Here is a 23,836-nt window from a genome sequence, read left to right on the forward strand (position 1 = left end):
GTTGCATTCAGTCAATCGATAACCTCAAGCCCGCCGCGCCATCAGCAATACCGAAGCTGCCGCCGACAACAAACCTGCGCAACCCAGCACAAAAGCTTCACGTTTTACCTCTTTTTAACCAGACCGAAACACATAATCCGCTCTTCTTCATCTCATCCGAAAAACTCAATCGAATGTGCGCCCCCGTACGATCGGCGATCGCCTTGACGATGGATAAACCCAGCCCGGAGCCTGTTTCATCGGTTCCCAAACTGCGGTAGAACGGATCGAACACCAGCATTTGTTCTTCTGCGCTGATGCCTGGGCCGGAGTCCTTGACTTGAAGGATCACTGTCTCCTGCACCAACTCGACCGTCAGGTCGACTCGTCCGCCAACCGGGGTATAACGGATAGCGTTGTCCACCAGATTCTTGACCAGGACTAACAGATCCATTTCGTTGATAGTGACCTGTACGTCCTCGATGCTTTCAACACCGATATCGATGCGTTTGTGCTCTGCCAGCGGCAGTAAGTCCTCCAATACCCGTCGATAGACTTCATGGACTGAAACTGATGTCTGTGATCGATCCGAGCTCGATTGTGCAGTCGCCAGGGTCAGCAGTTGATCGATTAGTTTTCTACTGCGTTCTATTCCGCGTGACAACGGCAGCAAACGTTCATAGGCTACCGCCGACATTTCTGTAGCCGAAAGTCGCTCGGCTTGTAGTGATAGGGCCGTCATCGGAGAACGCAGTTCGTGGGCTGCGTCGGCGATGAAGCGACGCTGGGCTTCCATGGACTGCGCGACGCGCGTCAGCAATCGATTGATGGCTACGACGAAAGGACGGATCTCGGTCGGCAGGTGGTTTTCATCGATAGGGTGCAGCGCCTGTTCATCGCGCTGATCGATTTCGTCCGAGAGGGCCGCTATGGGGCGGAACAGTTTGCGCACCAGATCGCCCACCACCAGCAACAGCACCGGAAACAGAATGAGAAACGGCAACAGACTGCGCCAGGCGCTCTCGCGCGCCTCTTTGTCGCGCACGTCGGCTTCTTGGGCGACAACAATGCGTTCGCCACGGAATGTGGTTCTGACCAGCACGCGAAAGTTTTCGCCTGCGATGTTCATGGTCGACAAGCCATCGGGCAGTGTTGTGGGGAAGGGCAGCGGTATTGTTACGTCGTCATTGCCGGTCGCTTTGCTGCTGTCAGTCAGGTATTGCACGATTACCCTGGATTCTTCGTCGTCGCCAACGATCTGTTCTCCCGAGGGATAGCGCAGGGTCATCTGCTGCCGTTCAAAAAGAACGGCCACTTGACGCAGGGTCTCGTCCTGCATTTCGTGTGCCTCGTTGAGCGCAGAGACGAAAGCGAAAAAACCGGCCAGCACCGCCACGATCAGGATGGCCAGCGACAGCGTTACAGAAAGTCGTAACTGTATCGAGTCGCTCAAGTGCTTTTTGAAACCATCCATCCCATTCCCCTGACGTTTTTGATGACATGGTTCCCCAATTTGCGCCGCAGTGCGTGAATCAGAAACTCCACCGCGTTGCTTTCCACTTCATTGCCCCAGCCGTAAATACGGTCTTCAAGTTCGCTGCGAGAGAGAATGGCGCCAGGCCGGATCAACAGGGCCTGCAGCAGGGCGAACTCACGGCTCGAGAGCTGAACATCGGAATTTTCGGCGGTGGTGGCTTGTTTGGATACCAGATCCAGCGACACCACGCCGTTGTCCAGCAATGACTGGGCGCTGCCGCCTTTACGGCGTAACACAGCGCGCATGCGGGCCAGCAGCTCCGCCATGGCGAAGGGTTTGAGCAAGAAATCGTCAGCGCCGCCGTCGAGGCCGCGCAGGCGATCATCAAGGCCATCCCTCGCGGTGATGATCAGCAGTGGCACCGGGTTGTTGCGGTCGCGAATGCCATCGAGTACATCGAGCCCGTCTTTGCCGGGCAACCCGAGATCAAGCAGCACCAGGTCATAGGCTTGGGTTTCCAGTGCCGCAAGGGCGGTGAGTCCGTTTTTCACCCAGTCGGTGGCGTAGCTCGCATCGTTCAGCGCGCCCTGGATGGCATCACCAATCATCGGGTCATCTTCGACCAGCAAAATCCGCATGTCCCGCTCCGAAAAAAAAGGCGCGGCGGTCATGACCGTCGCGCCTGTATTGAAGCACCTGAGCCGGCGTTTGTCCGCCGCCGGATCAACGCAATGTGCGGCTGTTGGTCACAGCTTGCCCTTCATCGAATCGAAGGCTTTCAACAGATCATCCATCGCTGCTTTGCAATCGTCCTGCTTCGGCGTGCTGGCGCGCAGGGCGGCGAGTGCCCGGTCAATGGCTTTGTCCAGCACATGCCAGTCACTGGCAGCGCGGGGTTTGATGCCGGCTTCGGCGGAGTCCCAAGACGTTTCCAGATCCTTGATGCGGGTTTTCGCCCCGGGCAGGTCGGTTTTATCGACGAGCGCGGCGACATCGGCGGCGATGTTGCGGAACTCGGACAGATCACCCAGTTTTGAACCGGACTGGGCGGATGCGCTCACCGAAGTGGTCGGCGTGCCAGCAGCAGGTTTGTCGGCAGGTTTCGAGCAGCCGGCGGCGACGCTGAGCAACAAGATCGACGAGACGATGGCAACGTGGCGAATGACAGTTTGAAGTGGACGCATGAAAAATCCTTGATTGGCTTTTGAAGGGCTACTGAGTGACGGTTTTACGGGTGCCGACGCTGATTTGCGCGACCGCAACCAGAAGAACAATGACGCACAGGAAGATAGCGCTGGTCCAGGCGGCACCCATGCCGAGGCCGCCGTAGGTTTTGGCCTGGGTCAGCAAGTCGCCGAGGGAGGCGCCAAACGGACGGGTCAGGATGTAGGCGATCCAGAAGGTAAGCACCACATTGCCGCCCAAGCGCCAGGCCACCAGGGTCGCGGCGATCAGCCCACCGAAAATCACGGCGCCGAGGGTGAAGCCCAGGCCCAGCGCTTCAGTAGCCAGGTCGCCCGCTGCAGTGCCGAGGGCAAAGGTGCAAAGCACGGTAGTCCAGTAAAAAAGCTCCCGTCGCGGGGTGACAATTTCGCGGATCGACAAGTTGTGCTCCACCCGGTACCAGACCAGGAAGTTGATCGCCAGTAGAACGGAAAAAACCGCCGTGCTGGTGTACAGGCTGATGTCGAGCATGTCGGTCATGATGTCGGTGATCTGTGTCCCGACGATGCTCACCAGCACCACGGTCAACCAGTAAATCCAGGGCGTGTAGGCTTTGGTGCGCAGTTGAAAGCACAATGCGAGCGCCAGCAGGACGGCCATGCCGATGCTGGTCCAACCGGCGCCGAAACCGGCATCTACGGCCAGAAAGTCCGCGCCAGTTTCACCCACCGTAGTGGACAAAATCTTGATCACCCAGAATGACATCGTCACCTCGGGTACTTTATTGAGCCATCCGGCTTTTTCGGGATTCATGTGCGGGTAGCCTCTCCTGAGCGGCGCTGAACTTGCGCAGGGGAGAAGATACGCAGCGAAACTTAGCTGAGACTGAGGGACGGTGATGCGATTGCTACAGTTCCTTTGCCGGGTAGATCGGTGGAGGCGTTACTCCGGATTTGGGGACGCTTTTTATTACTTGCGCAGCCTACTAAGGGCGCCATGTTCAAGGCGAAGCAGGCCGGCAGAAACAGGGTGAGGGTGGCGAGGTCCATGGCGGGGCTCCAAAAGCAGGACCGGTATTTTTATCACAGGCCTGGGGTGGCTTGACCCATACAGTGGTGGACGGCGGTCGCGGTACAGCTGAGGGGTGTTTTGTTCAATACAGCCGTCAGGTCGCGATTTACCTTGAGGCCTCGTTCAACTGATTTGAAGAAGGTCTGTGATGAGTCTGATTATCTCGATGGCGGCGTTTGCACTGGTGGCTTCGATAACGCCAGGGCCGGTGAATATCGTGGCGTTGAGTTCCGGCGCGCAGTTTGGTTTTCGCGCCAGTCAACGGCATGTGGCCGGGGCGACGCTGGGTTTCGTCGTGTTGTTGGTGTTGATGGGATTAGGGCTGCATGAAGTGTTGCAGCGATGGCCAGCGCTGACGCAGGTCGTGCAATGGGCGGGTGTGTCGTTCCTGTTGTACATGGCCTTCAAGTTGGCGGCCGACAAAGGGCATCTGGATGCGAAGGAGTCAGGCCGGGCGCCGTCGATGCTGTATGGCGCGGCCATGCAATGGCTCAACCCGAAAGCCTGGCTGGCCTGCGTGGCCGGCATGGGCGCTTTTGTGGCGGATGGCGAGGCGCGGCTGGTCTGGCAGTTTGCGGCGGTTTATCTGGTGATTTGCTACGTGTCGGTCGGCTGTTGGGTCTACGCCGGGACGTTTTTGCGCGGGTATTTGAGCAACGCCAAAGGCATGCGGTTGTTTAACCGAAGCATGGCGTTGCTCTTGGTGGTGTGCGCGGGATATTTGATCCGGGCTTAGGCGCTGCGCATCAACCCAGGCCGCTCAGTGCATTTTCTACCGGTAGCGGCAGAGCGTTGAACCGATTGGCTCGCAGTTCCGTGATGGCATAGATGGCGCGCGCCGTGCGGCCATTTCCGTCGACAAAACTGTGGTAGCCCAGGAATGCACCCAGCATCTGTTTGCCGAAGTGCTCATGAGCCGAATCCAGGGCTGCCAGGTGTTTTTCCAGCATCGCTGCGCCCGAAACGTTGGACGGGTAACGCGCTTGAGCAGTAGGGCTGCGCAAGGCATCTGTAGCTTCGGGCACCAGACGCCGATGCAGTTCTTTGTAGACGGCAGGGTCGGTCAGGGACTTGCCATTACCGCTGAACTCGCGAAGCACGGTCCTGATGTTATCAACCTCGTTTCGAGAGCTCGACGCTTTGAGAATCCAGGCAGCGGCTCGATCAGCGTTGTCGGTCAAGCGGTCCGGATTAAAGGACAGATCGTCGAGAACGCCGCTGTAGGGTGCTTTGCCAAGGTCCGAAGCGAGCAATGTTTTTTGATGTTGATTCATGGCCGACAGGTTTTTGTACTCCACCTCCAGAAGGTTGTTGAACAGCTCCGGCAGCGTTGTGTGATCCTTGAACTGTCGCAGGTTATCCAGGGAAAACTTTTGCGCTTGCTGGCGTATCAACGAATCGACAATGTCCGAATCCAGAACCTTCTTCAGCGATTGAGCGGTGTCAGACTGGCGTGCGAGGTCGGTCAACGAGCCTTCAAACAAATGCTGAAACTCCGTTTGGGGAACGTTCTTGAGCAACTTTGCATCATTGGCTTGCAGGTGCTTGAGCACATGTTCAGCGGTTTCGAGCCCATCGCTTTTAAACAGCGCCCGCGCATGCGCTACGGTGTCGAGGCTCATGCGGATTCGCGCGGCTGCACCGGTGTGGTCGAGGGCTCGCAGCAGGTCGTATGAATGGGCGCCTGTCAGGCGATACAGCTGCGCCCTGACGATATGCGCCGCAGGAGCAGTATGGCCGGCGAGTTTTATCGCGCCTCTGCCAATCAGTTTTGCACCGCCCTGGATCAGGGTGGGTATTCCATCCAGCGGGTTAAACAGGGAAGCGACGGTGCGCGCGCCAATCCGGGACGCGGAAAACAATTTTGTGGCCAATGACGCGCTCTTTCCAACAGCCTTGCCCACTTGTGCCGGCACGCTGGCGAAGACAAAGGCAACCGCCGCCGCGTCCATCACGCAACTGGCGATCGCGTCCCGCTGCCTGGCCGGAACACCGGAAGACAAACCCTCGATGCATTCCTTGAACGGAATGATCAAATTCAACAGCGTATTAAAGATGACATCGAACTTTTCCGACGCCAGTTCCTGTTCCGTGCTGTCACGGCCCATGTCCGCCAGTTCACTTTCGGTCAGGAAGGGATGCTGCTCAGCGATCAGGTCGCTGATAGCTTTTATGCGCTCGGCGTTGAAGTAAGCCATCGGTTTATTGGAGTGGGTCCGGTGCGACGCACTGTCGAATTCACCTATCTTGCGCACGAATACCGAAGACTTCGTATCACTGCGGGGCGCAGCGTTTTTAAAGTAGGCATCCAGATCCAGTGGCGTATCCAGAAGGCCGTTGTCTTCGACAAATTTGTACCGTGTGCCGTCCTTTTCATAACTAAACAGGTATTGACCGACTGTCTCCCTGAGTTCCGGCGTGCTCCGGCATTCAGAGCGCAACGGGAACAACTCGAAGCAGCGAACCAGCATGCCTTGATATTCCGCACAAATAATCACGCCGTAACGGGCGGTTCGCTCCCGTGTCGCCTCGGGTATTGATCCTACGTTGAAATGCTGTTTGTAGGCTTCTAAGCGGTAGATAGCCAATCGGCCATGTTCGATAAATCTTCTGTTGGATTCCTCCAACTGTGAAAACACATAGCGAATCGTGGTCGAGAGGCCGGATATCAGATCGTTGTAGTGATTGTGCACGGCTGTTTCATATAGGTCGGCAACCGGGTACAGCCTCTTGAGCCTGGGGAATTCCTGATAAATATCGCGGCCCCTGGTACGCCCCCAGTCCTGCGTGTGAAGTTGGTCGCTCATGTACAAGTCCAAAACCGACACTCTGCTTGCGCCACCGCCACCGGAGCCCCGGTGTTTGACCAGCCGTTCATGAGGGTCGCAAGTCGGTACGTTCGATGTCAGCTCTTTCAATGCGAGGGCTTTGCGTCGGGGAATTGGCTTGTTGATCGCGTTAAGCGCGGTAGACAGCGTCTCGACATACTCGTTATAGGCCTTGATGCCTTGATTGATCGTTTCGAGGTTAAGGTTGCCGTCCGCGTCGCGTTGGACCAGTCCATTCATCAATGCCCACGTAACGACCGGGTCAATCCCCGCCGTGGCGTGCAAATCGTTGAGTTGCGGGCTGAGCCCCGAGATCGGGCTAAAGCCCAGCAAGTGTTCATAGGTCATGCGCCGGGAGCAACCTGGAACAATGCTTTCGGCCAGGCCCACGGCTTGGCAGAGGATGACCCAGCCCGGGGTTCCAACCTTCAACGACGGGGGTAGTTCGCGCACCAGAAACTCCGGTGCCATACCCGCCAATGCCAGTTCGGCCACCAGGGGGGCGATGAGTTTATCGAGCTTGAAGCGCTGAATCAGATGCGCTTCCAGGTCGTTGCGGACATCGGAAGGCTGGCGCTGAACCTGGGCGGAGGAGTAAAGGTTGAACCCTGCAAACGTCGTGTTGGCCGTGTCCACCTCGGGATCGAGGTCCAGCAGCATGGCGGCGATCAGCAACTGATCGACAAATTGCTTCGACGCCTTGGGGCCTGACTCGTCGGTGAACCAACCCAGCGCATCAATGTAGTTTTGCCCGGTTTCATCCAGCAGGCGCGCGTCGCTGATCAGCCGATGCAAGCGGTACTCGAGGCTCTGCGGCTGCTTGTCCGATCCTGCGTTTTCCATCACCAGCGAGGCGCCAAAGTATTCGGCCAACGGCATTTCGTTGCCGGTCAGTTGCGCGGTGATGTCACGAATAATCGCGCGTTTGCTCTTGGTTAACTCGAAGGGCGAATCCTCCGGAGCGTCCAGCAGCTCCCAGTAGTTACCCGTGTCCGGCATGTCCGGCATAACGGCGAAGTTCAGCAGGTCAATTAGCGCTTTGGTACTTTCTTCATCGGTGGGCAGTGGCAAGTTGTGAAAACGCAACCATTGGCCAACAGCAATTCGATTATTGGAAGATATGAAACCGCCCATTTGCCTGGCCATCTTTGCCAGCAACGCCAGATTCTGTTTGAACTCGGCAACGTCGGTAATATGAGAGGTGATGTCGACGCGCGCGAAGAAACGGTTGGTGACCTGTTCAGCTCCATCGCCAGGGGGGCCGAAAGAGCTGATGTCTTCCCGGACGTAATAGAGACGGCCTTCTTGGTCAACATGGAAAGTGGCGTGTTCGCGGATAAATTGTTCGGTGCGGATGTTCATGAAGTCGGGCTGTCGAATCATTCTCGACAAAAGAAAGGCGCTGCTGTGATGAACTTCATGGAAGGCGGAGTTGGGCACGCAGGAAACGGCCAGTCGATCCCACGCCCACGCCAAGGCTTGGTAAAACAACTCATCCCCCATGGCGTTGGTGAGCGCTTCGGTAATCGCCATTCGTTGGCGTTCATTGCCGGAAGTCAGGTTGGCCTGTTCTTGCAATTGCATGATTTAAGTTCCATCTTCGAGTGAGTGAGCAAGTTGCCTGGTTGGCGGAAACTTGCCCATTACGTTAATTGAACTGATGCGCATTGTTGTTTTGGCTATATGTCCATATATGTATAAAGCAGGCGTGGGGTGAGCAAGGTGTCGGGTGGCGTGCCAAATACCTTAGTGGGGCGATGTATTGCAGTATGTATATGCGAAAGTTTGCCGCGGGTTCTTTTATTGATGACGGCTGATGTCAACTCCGGTATTGCCCCGGCGTCGCCGCCAAATGCTGTTTAAATACCCGTTGAAAGTGCGCCTGATCGGCAAACCCGGCTTCAAGTGCCACATCGGCAATCAATTTGCCGCTACGCAACCGCTCCCGGGCGAACTGAATTCGCTGGTTGAGCACAAACGCGTGGGGCGTCATGCCGTAACGCTGCTTGAACGCGCGGATCAGGTAGGAAGGCGACAACTGTGCGGCCGCGCAAATGTCTTCGAGCTTGAGCAGTTGCGTGCAGTTGTCGCGGATGTATTCGGCCGCCCGTTCCAGTTTGAAATTGGGTTCGCGCAGTGGTTGATCACCCGGGTTGAGGCGCTGTTGCACATCGGTGAAAAACTCCACCGCGGCGCTGTGTTTGCGCAGGATGTCGTGCTGATCATCGACCAACACTTCATACAAACCCTTGAGCCCGGCAAACAGATCGGCGTCGTGCAAGTGAGTGATGGAAAACCGCCGAAATGCCTGGTCCTGGCCAAACCCCAACTGATGCTGCAAGTCGGTCAGCCACGGCGTCTCGACGTACAGCATCAGGTACGACCACGGCTGGTCATCGATGGGGTTGCAGGCGTGGACATCACCGGGATTCATCAGGACCACGGTGCCGGCGCTGACCTGAAATTGCGATTGCTCGTGAAGGTAGGTACTGCGCCCGGCCGTAATTGCACCGATGGAGAAGTGCTCATGAGCATGCCGGGTGTAACAGACCTCGCGGCCGTCGGCGATGGAACGGGCTTCGATGAAGGGCAGGGCGTCGTCGCGCCAGAAGCGCGGGGCTTTGTCAGCGTCTTTGGCAACGGCGGGCTTCATGGTCAGCGTCCTCGGCAGGTCAGCGTCGAAGTGTATTAGCTCTCGCCGTCAAAGGCTCGTTGCAGCGCAGCGATATCGAGTTTTTTCATCTGCAACATCGCCGTCATGGCGCGTTGGGATTTTGCCGTGTCAGGGTCTTTCATCATGTCCATCAGGGCAACCGGTACGATCTGCCAGGACACACCGAATTTGTCCTTGAGCCAGCCGCATTGCTGGGCCTCAACGGGCCCGCCCGCGGACAGGCGCCCCCAGAAGTGGTCGACTTCTTCCTGAGTATGGCAATTGACCTGAAATGAAACCGCTTCATTGAACTTGAATACGGGGCCGCCGTTGAGGCCGGTAAAACTCTGCCCGTCCAGTTCGAAACTGACCGTCATCACCGAGCCGTCGGGCCTGCCGTGTGTCTCCTGACCGGCCTTGCCATAGTGGGTGGTGGCGCTGATTTTCGAATGATCGAAGATCGCACAGTAGAACTTCGCGGCCTCCTCGGCCTGATTGTCGAACCACAGGCAGGGCGTGAGTTTTTGAACGCGGTGCATGGTGTAGCTCCTCTACGGATCTCTCAGGCTGGACTTTCAGCGTAGTCAGCCTCGGGTCGTCTGGCCGTACCGTAGATCGACAAGTTGAAAGAGTTTCCTTTCGACGGAATCAACGATGTCGGCATGACCCGATAGCCGCTAGACTTGCCGACCTGGTTTGCCGCAAGGACGCTCTGCATCATGGTTGTCACTCGTTTATTGGCTGTTTCCTGTCTGCTGACCGCCGCCGCGGTGAGCGCCGAACCGCTGACGTATCACCTCACGGACCCCGCGCAGAAATACGTTATCGACGTGCTGTTTGCACAGCCGCCCACCCAGACTTTCGACAGCGCCCCTGCGCTGATTACGTTGCGCGAAAGGACCGGCGGGCAAGTGCTGCAGCGTATCGAGTCAGCCGAAGCGTTCACGCTGTTCAAGCCAGGCCGCAAAGCTTCGGAATTCGACCGCAACCTGGCGTATGCCGACCAAAGTCTGCTGTTGTTCGGCGATTTCAATTTCGACGGGCAGCAAGATCTTGCCGTACGCAATGGCAATGATGCGGGCTATGGCGGCCCTTCCTACGACATCTATCTGTTCGACCCCGAGAGCCCGACGCTCGTGTTGAACTCGTCCTTTTCCGCTCTGACCCGTGACGAAAATCTGGGCATGTTCGACATCGACCCGGTCACCAAGCGCTTGCATACCCAGTCCAAAAGCGGCTGCTGCTGGCGCCAGAGCGCGACCTGGCAAATACAGGACCACCGCCCTGTGAAGGTGGCCGAGAAAACAGAGGTGGTGCAAAAGCCGTCGCAAGCCAACCCGTTCATGCCTTATGGCTATGTGGATGTTACCAATCGTGAACTGAAATCCGGTCAGTGGACGGAGCATCGTCGCCTCGAGGGTCCCGTTGGTGAAGCGCCCGTCATGTTGCGCGGCACCCTCGATGACAAGATCCCCGTTGAGCTATGGTGGCAACTTCAGGGTGATGTCTACGTCGGGGAAGTTCGCTACAGCAAAACCGGCAACGGTAAACCGATCCGGCTGGTAGGCAATACCTACGAAGATGGAGGAATCGTTCTGCGTGAACTGGACGACGACGGTCAGATGATCGGCAACTGGTTCGTCGAAAGCACGCCGAACGAGCAGGGCAGCCAGACCGGCACGTGGATCAACGGCTCTCGTCGATTAAGCATCAATGTGAGGCCGACTGCGTTCAAGGTTGCCGCGCAAAAACTTGAGCCGGTAGCAGACAGTCAGCGAGAAGGGCGCTACCTCGTGAGCAATGTCCAGGATCGGCGTGTCGGCGAGTTGACCCTCAAAGTATTGCCGGGGATCGACAATGGCCCCGAGATGGCGGACATCAACCTGAGCATTTTTCAGCTCAAGGATCCACCTGTTGAAGTCCATCATCAGTACCCATTGCTCGCCGGCAACCTCGTCATCGCACTGGACCCCCAGGGCGATCCGCTGTTTCGCCTGCAGTTGCTCAACGGCGCCGCAGAAGTGACCGGTTTTGGTGAGTATCAGAAGTACAGCGCGGCTTACGTGAAACAACCCTAATGTAGTCGTATTGACTTTTTGTAGGGTCGATATGACTACTGTTGAAAGTAGTCATATCGACTTGTATGAATCCAACAGATTGATATTTATCGGTTTTTAATCTGGCACGCGACTTGATACATCCAACGTACAACTGATCTCATTCAGGAGTACGGAAAAATGTTCGAGTTCTTCAGCAATCCTCAGAATGTTCTGCACCTGTCGAGCCGGGTACTTGGTGCCGGTCTCGCGCTGCTGGTGGCGGGTGTCTATGGCGCTTATCTCTACGACGGTCATTTGCCGATCGTGGTGCTGGTGTCAATGCATGCGATGACCATCATCGGGCCGACCTTGCTCAAGATCGGCTATGTGATGCGGCTTTTGGCGCAGCATCGGCTGGGTAAAAATCTGGTCGGCGCTGTGGCCTGACGGCGACGGTTCAGCGACGGCCCAAGCCTCCTTTTTCAACGATCCAGCGGGTGGCCAAATCAATAAAGGCCCGTAGTTTCGGCTGTGTCTGAGTGCGGCTGGGAAAGTACAGGTACAACGCCGAACTGAGTGGCACAAAGGGTTGCAGCACCCGCTCCAGGCGTCCATCCGCCAACTCGTCAGCAATCTCCAGGTCACAGGCATAGGCCAGACCCGAACCGCTGCGTGCGGCCGCCACCAACAACCGGCGGTCATTGACGATCACGCCGCCCTCGACGCCCACGGTGAAGTCCCGGCCCTCGCGGCGAAACTCCCAGCGATGCGCGCTGCCGGAGGTCGAGAAGCGAAAGCCGATGCATTCGTGTCGGGTCAGGTCTTCCGGGATGACTGGTTTTCCCGCCTTGGCGAAGTACGCCGGGGAGCCCACCACCGACCATTGCAGGTCAGGTGTCAGGCGCACCGCGATCATGTCTTTTTCAATCGACTCTCCCAGGCGAATCCCGGCATCGAAGCCGCCGGCCATCAGGTCGACCGTAGCGTCGTCCAGGGAAATATCGAGCGTGACTTGCGGGTACGCCTCGCGGAACAGTGGAATCAGTGGCTCCATCAACAAGGCCCCGGACAATCGCGGTGCCGTGAGTCGAAGCGTGCCCATGGGCTGATCGCGGAAACCACTGAGCACCGCCAGGGCTTCATCGATTTCACTGGCCGCCGGACGCAAGCGGGCAAACAGACTGGCGCCGGCTTCAGTCAGTGCCACTCGGCGCGTGGTGCGCTGAAACAGCAGCACGCCGGTGCGGCGTTCCAGCAGTTTTATCGCATGGCTGACGGCGGTGGGCGTAACGGCTAGCCGAGTCGCGGCCAAGGTGAAACTTTTGTGCTCGGCGACAGCGAGAAACTCGGTCAAACCGTCGAAAGGGTCGTGATTCATATCGGCGCCATTATGAAAGAGCATTTCATAGTGCTTGTAACATGAGGGCATTTTTCCGACCAATGTTCCTGCGTACCTTGTGCCTACCCCAACTGCCTACAAGGATTCGCGATCATGACCACTTCCCAAAACTTCAAACGTGTCTGGCTCATCACCGGCGCTTCTCGCGGTATCGGCGCCAAGATCGCTGCCGCCGCGCTGGCCAATGGTGACGCCGTGGTCGCCACCGCCCGTGACGTCAGTAGCATCACCCAACGTTTTGGCGAGCAGCCAGGTTTGCTTGCCGCCACCCTTGATGTGACCAACGAAGCCCAGGGCATCGCGGTCGCCAAGACGGCCATCGACCACTTCGGGCGCATCGACGTGCTGGTCAACAATGCCGGTTTCGGCGTGCTCGGCGCGGTGGAAGAAGCCAGCGCCGATGAAGTGCGACGCGTGTACGAAACCAACGTCTTCGGCTTGCTGAATGTCACGCGCGCCGTCCTGCCGCACATGCGCGCCGCTCGCCGTGGACATGTGATCAATGTCTCCTCCGTGGGCGGCTACAGGTCGGGGCCGGGCTTCGGCGTCTACTGCTCGACCAAATTTGCCGTCGAAGGCTTGAGCGAGGCGCTGCACGCCGAGTTGGCACCGCTGGGCATCAATGTGACCATTGTCGAGCCGGGTTACTTCCGTACCGAATTCCTCGAAGGTAATTCGCTGGTCGAATCCCCGGCTTCGATTGCCGACTACGACAGCACGGCTGGTGAGGTACGCAAAATTGCCAAGGCTGTAACCCTGAATCAGCCTGGCGATCCGGACAAGCTCGCCCAGGCCATGATCACCCTCGTGGACGCGGAAAAGGCCCCGCTGCGCTTACCGCTGGGCAGCGACTGTGTCGCGGCGATCGAAGCCAAGAACACCTTCGTCGCTGACGAGTTGCAGACGTGGCGTGAGTTGTCGGTGTCCACCGACTTCTAAGCCCCCAACCGCGCCATGTAGCAGCTGCCGAGCAGCGCGAGGCTGCGTTCGGCGACGAAGTCGTCGTGAAGTCAGGCTATGCGGTGTGCCAGGAAAACCGCGTTCGCAGGGTTTACGACGACTTCGTCGCCGAACGCAGCCTCGCGGGCTCGGCAGCTGCTACAAAGCGATCCTGATCTCCTTCATCGTGTGACCGGTGGTCGATGAACCGGTCTCGCTCGGCAATTTGCGCTTAGCTGAAGGGATAACCCGAGGCGCGCGTAGGCTCTGCACCGTCACAGCGACGCCCCTTCAGAACACCGTGAGTCTGAGGACATTCGCAATGCTGACCCTCAACATCAATGGCAAGGACCAGGCGCTGGATGTCCCCGCAGACATGCCGCTCCTGTGGGTCCTGCGCGATGTCGCGCACCTGACCGGCACCAAATTCGGTTGCGGCATCGCCCAGTGCGGCGCCTGCACCGTGCATGTCGATGGCGCGCCACTACGTTCGTGCATCACGCCCGCCACAGCGGTGGCCCACGGGCAAAAAATTCTCACCATCGAAGGCCTGTCCACCGACGGTTCGCACCCGGTGCAACAAGCCTGGGCCGAACTCGATGTGGTGCAGTGCGGTTACTGCCAGTCCGGGCAGATCATGTCGGCCGCCGCGTTGCTGGCGAAAATTCCCAAGCCCACCGACAGCGACATCGATCAGGCGCTCTCCGGCAACATCTGCCGTTGCGGCACCTACCCACGGATCCGCGCAGCGGTCAAACGCGCCGCCGAGATCGGTTGATGCCACGTTGACGGGAGTCCGAGCAATGAACAGCCTCAATCCTCTGTCACGCCGCGGTTTCCTCAAGGGCAGCGCGGTGCTGGGCGGTGGTCTGGTGGTGGCGTTTGTCATCCCCGGTGCCCATCGCTTTGCCGTCGGCGCCGAGAATCAAGGCAATGTTTTCGCGCCCAATGCGTTTTTACGTATCGGCAATGACAACAGCGTCACCATGCTGCTCGGCCATTCCGAAATGGGCCAAGGCATCTGGACCGGCCTGACCATGTTGATCGCCGAAGAACTGGACGCCGACTGGTCGAAGATTCGCGTCGAACATGCACCGGCTTCGGCCGCCGAGTATGGCCTGGCCGGGTTTGGCGGGATGCAAATTACCGGCGGTTCGACCTCGACCTGGATGGAGTTCGACCGCTACCGTCAGGCCGGTGCAGCCGCACGTTTGATGTTGATCGACGCGGCGGCCAAGCGTTTCAACGTTGCGCCCTCCGAAATTCGCACCGAATCGGGTGTGGTGATTGCCGGCGACCAGCGCGCCACCTACGGCGAACTGGCCGATGACGCCGGCAAGCTGCCGGTGCCGGATCCAGCGTCGATCAAGCTCAAGGAGTCCAAGGACTGGAAAATCATCGGCAAACCGACCAAGCGCCTGGACACCCCGGAGAAAATCACCGGCCGCGCCAAGTTCGGCATGGACGTGCAGTTCGACGGGCTGATGACGGCCATGGTCGCGCGCTCGCCGGTGTTCGGTGGCAGCGTCAAATCTTTCGAAGGCGCCGAAGCGCTGGCGATTCCGGGCGTGCACAAAGTGGTGCAGGTGCCCACCGGGGTGGCGGTGATTGCCGAGCATTACTGGGCGGCGAAACTGGGGCGCGATGCGTTGAAGATTGATTGGGACCTGGGGCCGAACACCGGGCTCGACAGTCAGACGCTGCTGGAAAGCTTCCGCAAACTCGCCGCCACCCCTGGCACGTCGGCCAGTCAGGCCGGTGATGTCGCGGCGGGTCTGAGGAAAGCGGCGAAGACCATCGATGTCGAATACAGCGTGCCATACCTGGCCCACGCGCCGATGGAGCCGCTCAACTGCACCGTGAAAATCACCCAGTACAAATGTGAAATCTGGACCGGCACCCAGTTCCAGACGCTGGATCAAATGGTCGCCGGGAAAATCACCGGGCTCAAACCTGAGCAGGTGGAGATTCACACCGAGTTTCTGGGTGGCGGTTTTGGGCGCCGGGCCAATCCGACCTCGGACTTTGTCGCTGAAGCCGTGGAAGTCGCCAAGGCAGCGGACGCGCCGGTGAAAACCGTCTGGTCCCGGGAGGACGACATTCGCGGTGGCTACTACCGCTCGGCGTTCCTCCATCAGGCCCGCATCGGCCTCGATGCCGGTGGCCTGCCGATCGCCTGGAAGCATGTGATGGTCGGGCAGTCGATCATGGCGGGCACGTCATTTGAGGCGACCATGGTCAAGAATGGCATCGACAAGACCTCTGTCGAAGGGGTCGCCGACAGTCCGTACCTTGAGGGGTTGGCGAATCACCAGGTGGAGCTGCATTCTCCGCAAACCGGCATCCGCGTGCTCTGGCTGCGTTCGGTGGGGCACACCCACACCGCGTTCGTGATGGAGTCGCTGATCGACGAACTGGCAGAGGCGGCCGGCAAGGATCCGGTCGAGTACCGACGAACCTTGCTCAAGGACCATCCGCGGCATCTTGGCGTGCTGAACCTGGCCGTCGAGAAAGCCAACTGGAAGGCGCCACTGCCGGACGGCCATGCGTTGGGTGTCGCGGTGCATGAGTCTTTCGGCAGCTATGTCGCCCAAGTGGCGGAGGTGTCCCAGGACAACCTGGCGATCCGCGTCCATCGGGTGGTGTGTGCGGTGGATTGCGGCATTGCGGTCAACCCGATGAGCATCGCGGCGCAAATGGAATCGGCCATCACCTTCGGCCTCGGATTTACCTTGCACAGCAAACTGACCTTCAAGAACGGGCAAGTGGTGCAGTCCAATTACCACGACTATCAAGTGCTGCGGCTCAACGAAATGCCGGTGGTGGAGGTGCATATCGTGCCCAGCAGCGACAAACCCGGCGGCATCGGCGAGGCCGGTGTGCCGCCCACGGCTCCGGCAGTGGCCAACGCGGTGTTCGCCCTGACCGGCCAACGCCTGCGGGAACTGCCGCTGCAACTGTCGGGGGTGTGAGATGAGACGACATCTGATTCTTGACGCAGTGGTGTTGATCGGTCTGATCGGCTACGCCGAGCAACTGTTTGCTGACGATAAGGAAGCCATCAAGGCGTTCGATACGGTCCAAAAGGTCTTCCAGAGCCCGCGCTGCCAGAATTGCCATATCCCCGGTGATTCGCCGCTGCAGTTCGACGCAGGGATTCCCCACGCAATGAACGTCGTGCGGGGCATGGACGGCAAGGGTGCCGCGGGTTTGCCCTGCGCTACCTGCCACGCCGAGAGCAATCCGCCGGCCAGTTACGGCGCTCACGCACCGCCAGGGGCGCCGCACTGGAGCTTGCCGCCAGCCGCGCACAAAATGGCCTGGATCGGTCTGCCGGCCGACCAGTTGTGCGCAATGATCAAGGACCGTTCCAGCAACGGTGACCGCGATTTCGCCGCGCTGATCAAGCATGTCAGCGACGACAAATTGGTGCTTTGGGGCTGGAATCCGGGTCAGGGAAGGGCGCCCGTGCCGGTCCCACACGACATTTTCGTCACCCAGTTCAAGCGCTGGGCAGACGCGGGAGGGCCATGTCCGGTAGTGGGTAGCTGACCGGCGGTCCGTTAACAGGGAGTCAAACCGGGTATGGACGACTCTAAGAAATATACCCGCCAATGGAGTGAGTAATGCTGATACCAGGCAAACCGGTAAAACCAGGCGCATGCGCCAACCTGTTGCGCACGCCACTGCAGGAGCGCGAGCTGCTGCGTGACCTGGCCCGCAAGGCCGAGGAGGAGTTGATGGGCGTGCAGATGGCGAGCATGGACGAGTTGACGCTGCTCTCCAACCGACACGGTTTTACAGCGCTGGCCCAACAAGGGCTGGGTGTCTGCCACCAGCTGAAAAAGCCAGCAACGCTGCTGCTTTTCAATATTGATGACTTCAAACACATCAACTATCTCTATGGTCGTGCCGAGGGCGACAACGCTTTGAAAACCTTCGCTGATGTGCTGCGCATTGCCTTTCGCGAGAGCGATGTGATCGGCCGGTTGGGCAGTGACAAATTCGTCGCGTTGCTGACCGGCTCAAGCGTTGTGGAAATACCCGCGATCAGGGCGCGACTCGAAGAAATACTCGAAGAGCGCAATGCCACAGTGCATCGCGGTTATGACATCCGCTTCAGCATCGGACAGATCGAGTGCAACCCTCAGCTTCCCGGTTCAATCGAGGAGCTGCTGACACAGGCCGATGCGTTCACTTGGCAAACAGCTGAGACACATCCTTGAATGCCTTGAACTCAAGCGCGTTGCCGCATGGATCGAAGAGAAACATCGTGGCTTGCTCACCCACCAATCCCTGAAAGCGAATGCCCGGTTCAATCACGAATCGGGTATCGAGGGCTTTCAACCGTTCGGCCAAAGCCTCCCATTCGTTCATCCCCAACACCACGCCGAAATGCGGCACCGGCACGTCATGACCGTCAACGGCATTGGTGTGCGCGGCTTCTTGTGAAGCGTTTTTCGGCGCCAGGTGAATGACCAGCTGATGGCCGAAGAAGTTGAAATCGACCCAATGATCGCTTGAGCGACCTTCTTCCAGGCCGAACACTTCGCCATAAAAATTCCGCGCGGCAGTCAGGTCGTAGACCGGGATGGCCAAGTGAAAAGGGAAGAGTTGCATCGGATGTACCTCGGTTGTGTGGATTCGGATTGAGTTTAGCCCTGTGCTTTTTGATTAAAAGACGATAATTTTTGCAACGAGCTCAAATTATTTCGATCAATTGAGAAGGCCATGTTGCGAGAACTGAAAACCTTCATTGCGGTGACGCGCTACGGCACTTTTGCCGCCGCCGGGATGCACATCGGCCTGACCCAGTCGGCCGTCAGCGCGCAGATTCGCAATCTGGAACAGGCCCTGGGTATTCGCTTGTTCGACCGCACCGGACGTCAGGCGCTGCTCAATGCGGCAGGCCAGCGGGCATTGCCGATGGCCAGGGAAATGCTGGAGACCTTCAGCCGCATGGCGGTCAGCGATGATGTCAGTGAGTATCGCGGCGAGTTGAAAATAGGCGCGGTGGCCACGGCCCAGACTGGACTGCTGCCCCAGGCATTGTTGCGACTGAGGCAACAGGCACCGTTGCTGGAGCCGAAACTGGTGCCGGGCGTGTCGCTTAACCTGTTGAGCCAGGTGGACACCGGTGAGGTGGATCTGGCGATCCTGATCAAGCCGCCGTTCGAGTTGCCCAAGGAACTGTCAGCGCAGCTCATCCGCAAGGAACCGTTTGTATTGATCGTGCCAGCGGACCTGGAAGGCGACGAGCCGTTGCAGATCCTCGCCAGCCATCCGCATGTGCGCTACGACCGCAATTCGTTCGGTGGACGGTTGGTGACGCGGTTTTTGCGTGAGCAGCAGATTGATGTGCAGGTGGCTTTGGAGCTGGATGAGCTGGAAGCCATCGTGAAGATGGTTGAATGCGGGCTCGGCGTTTCACTACTGCCCAAGGCTGGGTTATGGCTTGAGCATGGGGCGAAGGTTCGGATCATCCCTTTGGGTGAGCTGACGTTCTACCGCGAGATCGTCCTGCTTCAGCGTTACAGTCAGCGCACGCAACCGATCCAGCAGCTATTTGCGAAATGTCTGGGCGCCCAATAACCCTGTGGGAGCGAGCTTGCTCGCGATGACTGACTGACATTCAAAATTGATGTCGACTGAGACGCCGCTATCGCGAGCAAGCTCGCTCCCACAGGGGATTTGCATCAGGCCTCAAATCGCTGGCATAAAAAAACCCGCCTAACCAGGCGGGTTTTTCGTTGGAGCCCGAAGATTACTCTTCGAGGCTGCCCATGGCCGTGGTGTTGAAGCCACCGTCCACGTACATGATTTCGCCGCTGATGCCGGACGCCAGGTCCGAGCACAGGAAGGCGCCGGCGTTGCCGACTTCGTCGATGGTGACGTTACGACGCAGCGGGGTTTGCGCTTCGTTGGCGGCCAGCATCTTGCGGAAGTTCTTGATGCCGGAAGCAGCGAGGGTGCGGATCGGGCCAGCCGATACGCAGTTGACGCGGGTGCCGTCCGGGCCCAGGGAGCCTGCCAGGTAACGAACGCCAGCTTCCAGGGAAGCCTTGGCCATGCCCATCACGTTGTAGTTCGGCATGGTGCGCTCGGCGCCCAGGTACGACAGGGTCAGCAGGCTGCCGTTGCGGCCTTTCATCATTTCGCGACCGGCTTTGGCCAGGGCCACGAAGCTGTAGGCGCTGATGTCGTGAGCGATGCGGAAACCTTCACGGGTGGTGGCTTCGGTGAAGTCGCCGTCCAGTTGGTCGCCCGGGGCGAAGCCGACGGAGTGCACGATGCAGTCCAGGCCGTCCCACTTCTTGCCCAGCTCAACGAAGACCTTGGCGATTTCTTCATCGCTGGCCACGTCGCACGGGAAGCACAGGTCAGGGTTGGAACCCCAGCTCTGGGCGAACTCTTCGACACGACCCTTGAGTTTGTCGTTCTGATAAGTGAAGGCAAGCTCAGCGCCCTCGCGATGCATGGCGGCAGCGATGCCGGATGCGATGGACAGCTTGCTGGCGACACCGACGATCAGTACGCGCTTACCGGCGAGAAAACCCATGTGTTGCTCCTCTCTTTCAGGTTATTGCGCAGTGGCTGGGGCCAGGAAAGCGGCTTCCAGCAACTGCTGTGTATACGGATGTTTGGGGGCCGCAAAAATACTTTGCGCGTCTCCCTGTTCGACCACTTGGCCTTGCTTGACCACCATCAGCTGGTGGCTCAGCGCTTTGACGACAGCCAGGTCATGGCTGATAAACAGATATGTCAGGTTGTATTTGGTTTGCAGTGAACGCAAAAGCTCCACCACTTGGCGTTGCACTGTCCGGTCGAGGGCCGATGTCGGCTCGTCCAGCAGAATCAACGCCGGTTTTAGCACTAATGCCCGGGCAATGGCGATTCTCTGCCGTTGCCCGCCGGAAAATTCGTGGGGGTAGCGGTTCCGGGTTTCCGGGTCCAGACCTACCTCCTTGAGTGCCGCAATAATCGCTTGTTCCTGTTCCGCCTCGGTACCCATCTTGTGGATCCGCAGGCCTTCGCCGACGATCTGGCTCACACACATCCGTGGGCTCAGGCTGCCGAACGGGTCCTGAAACACCACCTGCATCTCCCGACGCAGCGGTCGAACCTGTTGCTGCGTCAGGCAGTCTAGCTGCTTGCCTTCAAAACGGATGGCACCTTTGCTGCCGATCAGCCGCAAAATCGCCAAACCCAGTGTCGACTTGCCCGAACCGCTTTCTCCCACAATCCCCAGGGTCTGGCCCTGACGCAGGCTGAAGTTGATTCCGTCCACCGCTTTGATGTGGTCGACGGTCTTTTTCAGAAAGCCTTTCTTGATCGGGAACCAGACTTTCAGGTCCTCGACCTGCAGCAACGGCGGGCCGATAACGTTAGTTGCCGGCTTGCCGCTGGGCTCCGCTGCCAGCAGTTCCCGAGTGTACGGATGCTGGGGTGCGCGGAACAACTCTTCGCACGATGCCTGTTCGACGATGCAACCGCGCTGCATGACACATACGCGATGCGCAATTCTTCGTACAAGATTCAAATCGTGACTGATTAGTAGCAGCGCCATGCCCAACCGGGCCTGTAATTCCTTGAGCAATTCGAGGATTTTCAGCTGAACGGTCACGTCCAGCGCGGTGGTCGGTTCGTCGGCGATCAGCAGTTCCGGCTCGTTGGCCAGGGCCATGGCGATCATCACCCGCTGACGCTGGCCCCCGGACAATTCATGGGGCAGCGCCTTCAGGCGCTTCTCGGGCTCCGGGATGCCGACCATTTCCAGCAGCTCCAGCGTGCGCTTGGTCGCGACTTTGCCGATCAGGCCTTTGTGGGTGCTCAACACCTCGTTGATCTGCTTTTCGATCGAGTGCAGCGGATTGAGCGAGGTCATCGGCTCCTGGAAGATCATCGCGATCCGGTTGCCGCGGATGTGGCGAATGGTTTTCTCTTTCAGGCTCAGCAGGTTTTGCCCGGAGTACTCGATGGTCCCGGACGGATGCCGGGCGAGCGGGTAGGGCAGCAGCCGCAGGATCGAGTGGGCGGTCACCGATTTGCCGGAGCCACTTTCGCCCACCAGCGCCAGGGTTTCACCGCGTTTGATATCGAAGCTGACGCCTTCGACGACGCGCTGACAACGTTCGCCGACGACAAATTCGACGGCCAGGTCGCGCACTTCGATCAGATTGTCCTGATTCATTTCACTTCCTCGGGTCGAAGGCATCGCGAGCGGACTCGCCGATGAACACCAGCAAACTCAACATCAACGCCAGCACGGCAAACGCGCTCATGCCGAGCCACGGCGCTTGCAGGTTGGATTTGCCCTGGGCCACCAGTTCACCGAGGGACGGGCTGCCTGCCGGCAAACCGAAGCCGAGGAAATCCAGGGCGGTCAGGGTGCCGATGGCGCCGGTCAGAATGAACGGCATGAAGGTCATGGTCGAGACCATGGCGTTGGGCAGGATGTGACGGAACATGATCGCCCCGTTTTGCATTCCCAACGCCCGCGCAGCGCGCACGTATTCCAGATTACGCCCTCGCAGGAATTCAGCGCGGACCACGTCCACCAGGCTCATCCACGAGAACAACAGCATGATCCCCAGCAGCCACCAGAAGTTCGGTTGTACGAAGCTGGCGAGAATGATCAGTAGATACAGCACCGGCAGCCCGGACCAAATCTCTAGAAAGCGCTGCCCGGCCAAATCCACCCAGCCGCCGTAGAAACCCTGCAAGGCTCCGGCAATCACGCCGATGATCGAGCTGAGAATAGTCAGCGTCAGGGCGAACAACACCGAAATCCGGAAGCCATAAATTACCCGCGCCAACACGTCGCGGCCCTGATCGTCAGTGCCCAGCAGGTTGTCGACGGAGGGGGGCGCCGGGGCCGGGACTTTCAGGTCGTAGTTGATGCTTTGATAGCTGTAGGGAATCGGCGCCCACAGCACCCAGGCATCTTTGGCCTTGAGTAGTTCGCGGATGTACGGGCTCTTGTAGTTGGCTTCCAGCGGGAATTCGCCGCCGAAGGTGGTTTCCGGGTAACGCTTGAGCGCCGGGAAGTACCAACCGTTGTCGTAGTGCACCACCAGCGGTTTGTCGTTGGCGATCAGCTCGGCGCCGAGGCTCAGCCCAAACAGCAGCAGAAACAGCCACAACGACCACCAGCCACGCTTGTTGGCCTTGAACAGTTCGAAACGTCGGCGATTGAGAGGGGACAGATTCATCTCAATGCTCCCGGCTTTCGAAGTCGATGCGCGGATCGACAAAGGTGTAGGTGAGGTCGCCGATCAGTTTCACCACCAATCCCAACAGGGTGAAGATGAACAGCGTGCCAAAGACCACCGGGTAATCGCGATTGATCGCCGACTCGAAACTCATCAGCCCAAGGCCGTCGAGGGAGAAGATCACTTCCACCAGCAACGAGCCGGTGAAGAAGATGCCGATAAACGCCGACGGGAACCCGGCGATCACCAGCAGCATCGCGTTGCGGAACACATGGCCGTAGAGCACGCGGTGATTGGTCAGGCCCTTGGCCTTGGCGGTGACCACGTACTGCTTGTTGATTTCGTCGAGGAAGCTGTTTTTGGTCAGCAGCGTCATGGTCGCGAAGTTGCCGATCACCAGCGCGGTGACAGGCAATGCGAGGTGCCAGAAGTAATCGAGAATCTTGCCACCCATGCTCAACTCGGCGAAGTTGTTAGAGGTCAGCCCTCTGAGCGGGAACCAGTCGAAATAGCTGCCACCGGCGAACACTACGATCAGCAGGATGGCGAACAGGAACGCCGGAATCGCGTAGCCGACGATGATCAACGAACTGGTCCAGACGTCGAAGTGGCTGCCGTGTCGCGTCGCCTTGGCGATCCCCAGCGGGATCGACACCAGGTACATGATCAGCGTGCTCCACAGCCCGAGGGAGATCGACACCGGCATCTTTTCCTTGATCAGGTCGATGACCTTGGCGTCGCGGAAGAAGCTGTCGCCGAAATCCAGGGTGGCGTAGTTCTTGATCATGATCCACAGCCGTTCCGGCGCCGATTTATCGAAGCCGTACATGTGCTCGATTTCCTTGACCAGCGCAGGGTCCAGGCCCTGGGCGCCGCGATAGGCGGACCCCGCCACCGAGACTTCGGCACCGCCGCCGGCAATGCGACTGGTGGCCCCTTCGAAGCCTTCGAGCTTGGCGATCATCTGTTCCACCGGCCCGCCGGGGGCGGCCTGGATGATCACAAAGTTGATCAGCAAAATGCCGAGCAAGGTCGGGATGATCAGCAGCAGTCGCCGAAAAATATACGCCAGCAT

22 protein-coding genes are annotated in these 23,836 nt (G+C 58.7%); 9 read left to right on the plus strand and 13 right to left on the minus strand.

Translation table 11 applies throughout. The annotated features are described in order from the left end of the window. Positions 1 to 97: 97 nt before the first annotated feature. The 4 genes from MO767_RS01400 to MO767_RS01415 all read right to left on the minus strand — a co-directional run bounded on the left by MO767_RS01400 (position 98) and on the right by MO767_RS01415 (position 3,433). Complete coding sequence (locus MO767_RS01400; RefSeq protein ID WP_282479080.1) at positions 98 to 1,453, minus strand: ATP-binding protein; 1,356 nt, start codon at positions 1,451 to 1,453, stop codon at positions 98 to 100. After that, on the minus strand, positions 1,429 to 2,094 hold the full coding sequence (locus tag MO767_RS01405; RefSeq protein WP_282479081.1) for a response regulator: 666 nt from the start codon (positions 2,092 to 2,094) through the stop codon (positions 1,429 to 1,431). The genes MO767_RS01400 and MO767_RS01405 overlap by 25 nt, the downstream gene beginning before the upstream one ends. Before the next feature lie 108 nt (positions 2,095 to 2,202). Next, the gene (locus tag MO767_RS01410) at positions 2,203 to 2,640 is read right to left on the minus strand and encodes a hypothetical protein (protein WP_282479082.1); all 438 of its coding nucleotides are present in this window, start codon (positions 2,638 to 2,640) and stop codon (positions 2,203 to 2,205) included. Between the two features lie 28 nt (positions 2,641 to 2,668). After that, positions 2,669 to 3,433 (minus strand): hypothetical protein, encoded by a 765-nt coding sequence (locus MO767_RS01415; protein ID WP_282479083.1) that lies wholly within the window; start codon positions 3,431 to 3,433, stop codon positions 2,669 to 2,671. Positions 3,434 to 3,839: 406 nt separating this feature from the next. On the opposite strand from MO767_RS01415, the gene MO767_RS01420 reads away from it, so the two are divergent. Further along, a complete protein-coding gene (locus MO767_RS01420; RefSeq protein WP_282479084.1) occupies positions 3,840 to 4,427 on the plus strand; it encodes a LysE family translocator in 588 nt (195 codons plus the stop codon). A gap of 10 nt (positions 4,428 to 4,437) precedes the next feature. Here the strand turns inward: MO767_RS01420 and MO767_RS01425 are convergent, their stop codons facing one another. From MO767_RS01425 to MO767_RS01435, 3 genes are all read right to left on the minus strand, one after another. Further along, positions 4,438 to 8,103: a hypothetical protein gene (locus tag MO767_RS01425; RefSeq protein WP_282479085.1), complete on the minus strand. Its 3,666-nt coding sequence runs from the start codon at positions 8,101 to 8,103 to the stop codon at positions 4,438 to 4,440. Positions 8,104 to 8,338: 235 nt separating this feature from the next. After that, positions 8,339 to 9,172 carry an AraC family transcriptional regulator gene (locus MO767_RS01430; protein WP_282479086.1) on the minus strand — a complete coding sequence of 278 codons (834 nt, stop codon included), beginning with the start codon at positions 9,170 to 9,172 and terminating at the stop codon, positions 8,339 to 8,341. A 35-nt stretch (positions 9,173 to 9,207) separates the two neighbouring features. After that, positions 9,208 to 9,711, minus strand: a complete 504-nt coding sequence (locus tag MO767_RS01435; protein ID WP_282479087.1) for a VOC family protein — start codon at positions 9,709 to 9,711, stop codon at positions 9,208 to 9,210. A 180-nt stretch (positions 9,712 to 9,891) separates the two neighbouring features. Between MO767_RS01435 and MO767_RS01440 the strand changes: the two genes are divergently transcribed. Together MO767_RS01440 and MO767_RS01445 are read left to right on the plus strand one after the other, a co-directional pair. After that, positions 9,892 to 11,250 (plus strand): FG-GAP repeat protein, encoded by a 1,359-nt coding sequence (locus MO767_RS01440; RefSeq protein ID WP_282479088.1) that lies wholly within the window; start codon positions 9,892 to 9,894, stop codon positions 11,248 to 11,250. Positions 11,251 to 11,409: 159 nt separating this feature from the next. Further along, positions 11,410 to 11,658 (plus strand): transmembrane sensor/regulator PpyR, encoded by a 249-nt coding sequence (locus tag MO767_RS01445; protein WP_282479089.1) that lies wholly within the window; start codon positions 11,410 to 11,412, stop codon positions 11,656 to 11,658. Positions 11,659 to 11,668: 10 nt separating this feature from the next. Here MO767_RS01445 and MO767_RS01450 read toward each other — a convergent pair whose 3' ends face one another. Beyond that, complete coding sequence (locus MO767_RS01450; RefSeq protein ID WP_282479090.1) at positions 11,669 to 12,589, minus strand: LysR family transcriptional regulator; 921 nt, start codon at positions 12,587 to 12,589, stop codon at positions 11,669 to 11,671. Positions 12,590 to 12,703: 114 nt separating this feature from the next. Here MO767_RS01450 and MO767_RS01455 point away from each other — a divergent pair, with 114 nt between their 5' ends. The 5 genes from MO767_RS01455 (at position 12,704) to MO767_RS01475 (ending at position 17,775) form a co-directional block, all read left to right on the plus strand. Beyond that, entirely contained in the window at positions 12,704 to 13,549 is an 846-nt protein-coding gene (locus tag MO767_RS01455; RefSeq protein ID WP_282479091.1) for an oxidoreductase, read from the plus strand. A 322-nt stretch (positions 13,550 to 13,871) separates the two neighbouring features. Beyond that, positions 13,872 to 14,327, plus strand: a complete 456-nt coding sequence (locus MO767_RS01460) for a (2Fe-2S)-binding protein (protein WP_046048854.1) — start codon at positions 13,872 to 13,874, stop codon at positions 14,325 to 14,327. 25 nt (positions 14,328 to 14,352) lie between these two features. Further along, positions 14,353 to 16,521 (plus strand): xanthine dehydrogenase family protein molybdopterin-binding subunit, encoded by a 2,169-nt coding sequence (locus MO767_RS01465; RefSeq protein WP_282479092.1) that lies wholly within the window; start codon positions 14,353 to 14,355, stop codon positions 16,519 to 16,521. A gap of 1 nt (position 16,522) precedes the next feature. Continuing rightward, a complete protein-coding gene (locus tag MO767_RS01470) occupies positions 16,523 to 17,101 on the plus strand; it encodes a hypothetical protein (RefSeq protein WP_282479093.1) in 579 nt (192 codons plus the stop codon). Between the two features lie 74 nt (positions 17,102 to 17,175). Beyond that, on the plus strand, positions 17,176 to 17,775 hold the full coding sequence (locus tag MO767_RS01475; RefSeq protein WP_282479094.1) for a GGDEF domain-containing protein: 600 nt from the start codon (positions 17,176 to 17,178) through the stop codon (positions 17,773 to 17,775). Here the strand turns inward: MO767_RS01475 and MO767_RS01480 are convergent. Continuing rightward, the gene (locus tag MO767_RS01480; RefSeq protein ID WP_282479095.1) at positions 17,744 to 18,169 is read right to left on the minus strand and encodes a VOC family protein; all 426 of its coding nucleotides are present in this window, start codon (positions 18,167 to 18,169) and stop codon (positions 17,744 to 17,746) included. The two genes, MO767_RS01475 and MO767_RS01480, sit on opposite strands and share 32 nt — an antisense overlap. A 111-nt stretch (positions 18,170 to 18,280) precedes the next feature. Between MO767_RS01480 and MO767_RS01485 the strand changes: the two genes are divergently transcribed. Then, the gene (locus MO767_RS01485; RefSeq protein WP_282479096.1) at positions 18,281 to 19,141 is read left to right on the plus strand and encodes a LysR family transcriptional regulator; all 861 of its coding nucleotides are present in this window, start codon (positions 18,281 to 18,283) and stop codon (positions 19,139 to 19,141) included. A 172-nt stretch (positions 19,142 to 19,313) separates the two neighbouring features. On the opposite strand, the gene fabI is transcribed toward MO767_RS01485, so the two are convergent. From fabI to MO767_RS01505, 4 genes are read right to left on the minus strand one after another with little or no spacing between them, the layout of a single operon-like run. Continuing rightward, on the minus strand, positions 19,314 to 20,108 hold the full coding sequence (fabI, locus tag MO767_RS01490; protein ID WP_008152082.1) for an enoyl-ACP reductase FabI: 795 nt from the start codon (positions 20,106 to 20,108) through the stop codon (positions 19,314 to 19,316). 21 nt (positions 20,109 to 20,129) lie between these two features. Then, positions 20,130 to 21,740: an ABC transporter ATP-binding protein gene (locus MO767_RS01495; RefSeq protein ID WP_282479097.1), complete on the minus strand. Its 1,611-nt coding sequence runs from the start codon at positions 21,738 to 21,740 to the stop codon at positions 20,130 to 20,132. Position 21,741: 1 nt separating this feature from the next. Continuing rightward, positions 21,742 to 22,761: an ABC transporter permease gene (locus tag MO767_RS01500; RefSeq protein WP_282479098.1), complete on the minus strand. Its 1,020-nt coding sequence runs from the start codon at positions 22,759 to 22,761 to the stop codon at positions 21,742 to 21,744. 1 nt (position 22,762) lies between these two features. Further along, positions 22,763 to 23,836, minus strand: coding sequence for a microcin C ABC transporter permease YejB (locus MO767_RS01505; RefSeq protein ID WP_282479099.1), 1,074 nt, complete (start codon positions 23,834 to 23,836; stop codon positions 22,763 to 22,765).

The organism is Pseudomonas sp. UYIF39 (genome assembly GCF_029963765.1).
Taxonomy (GTDB): domain Bacteria; phylum Pseudomonadota; class Gammaproteobacteria; order Pseudomonadales; family Pseudomonadaceae; genus Aquipseudomonas.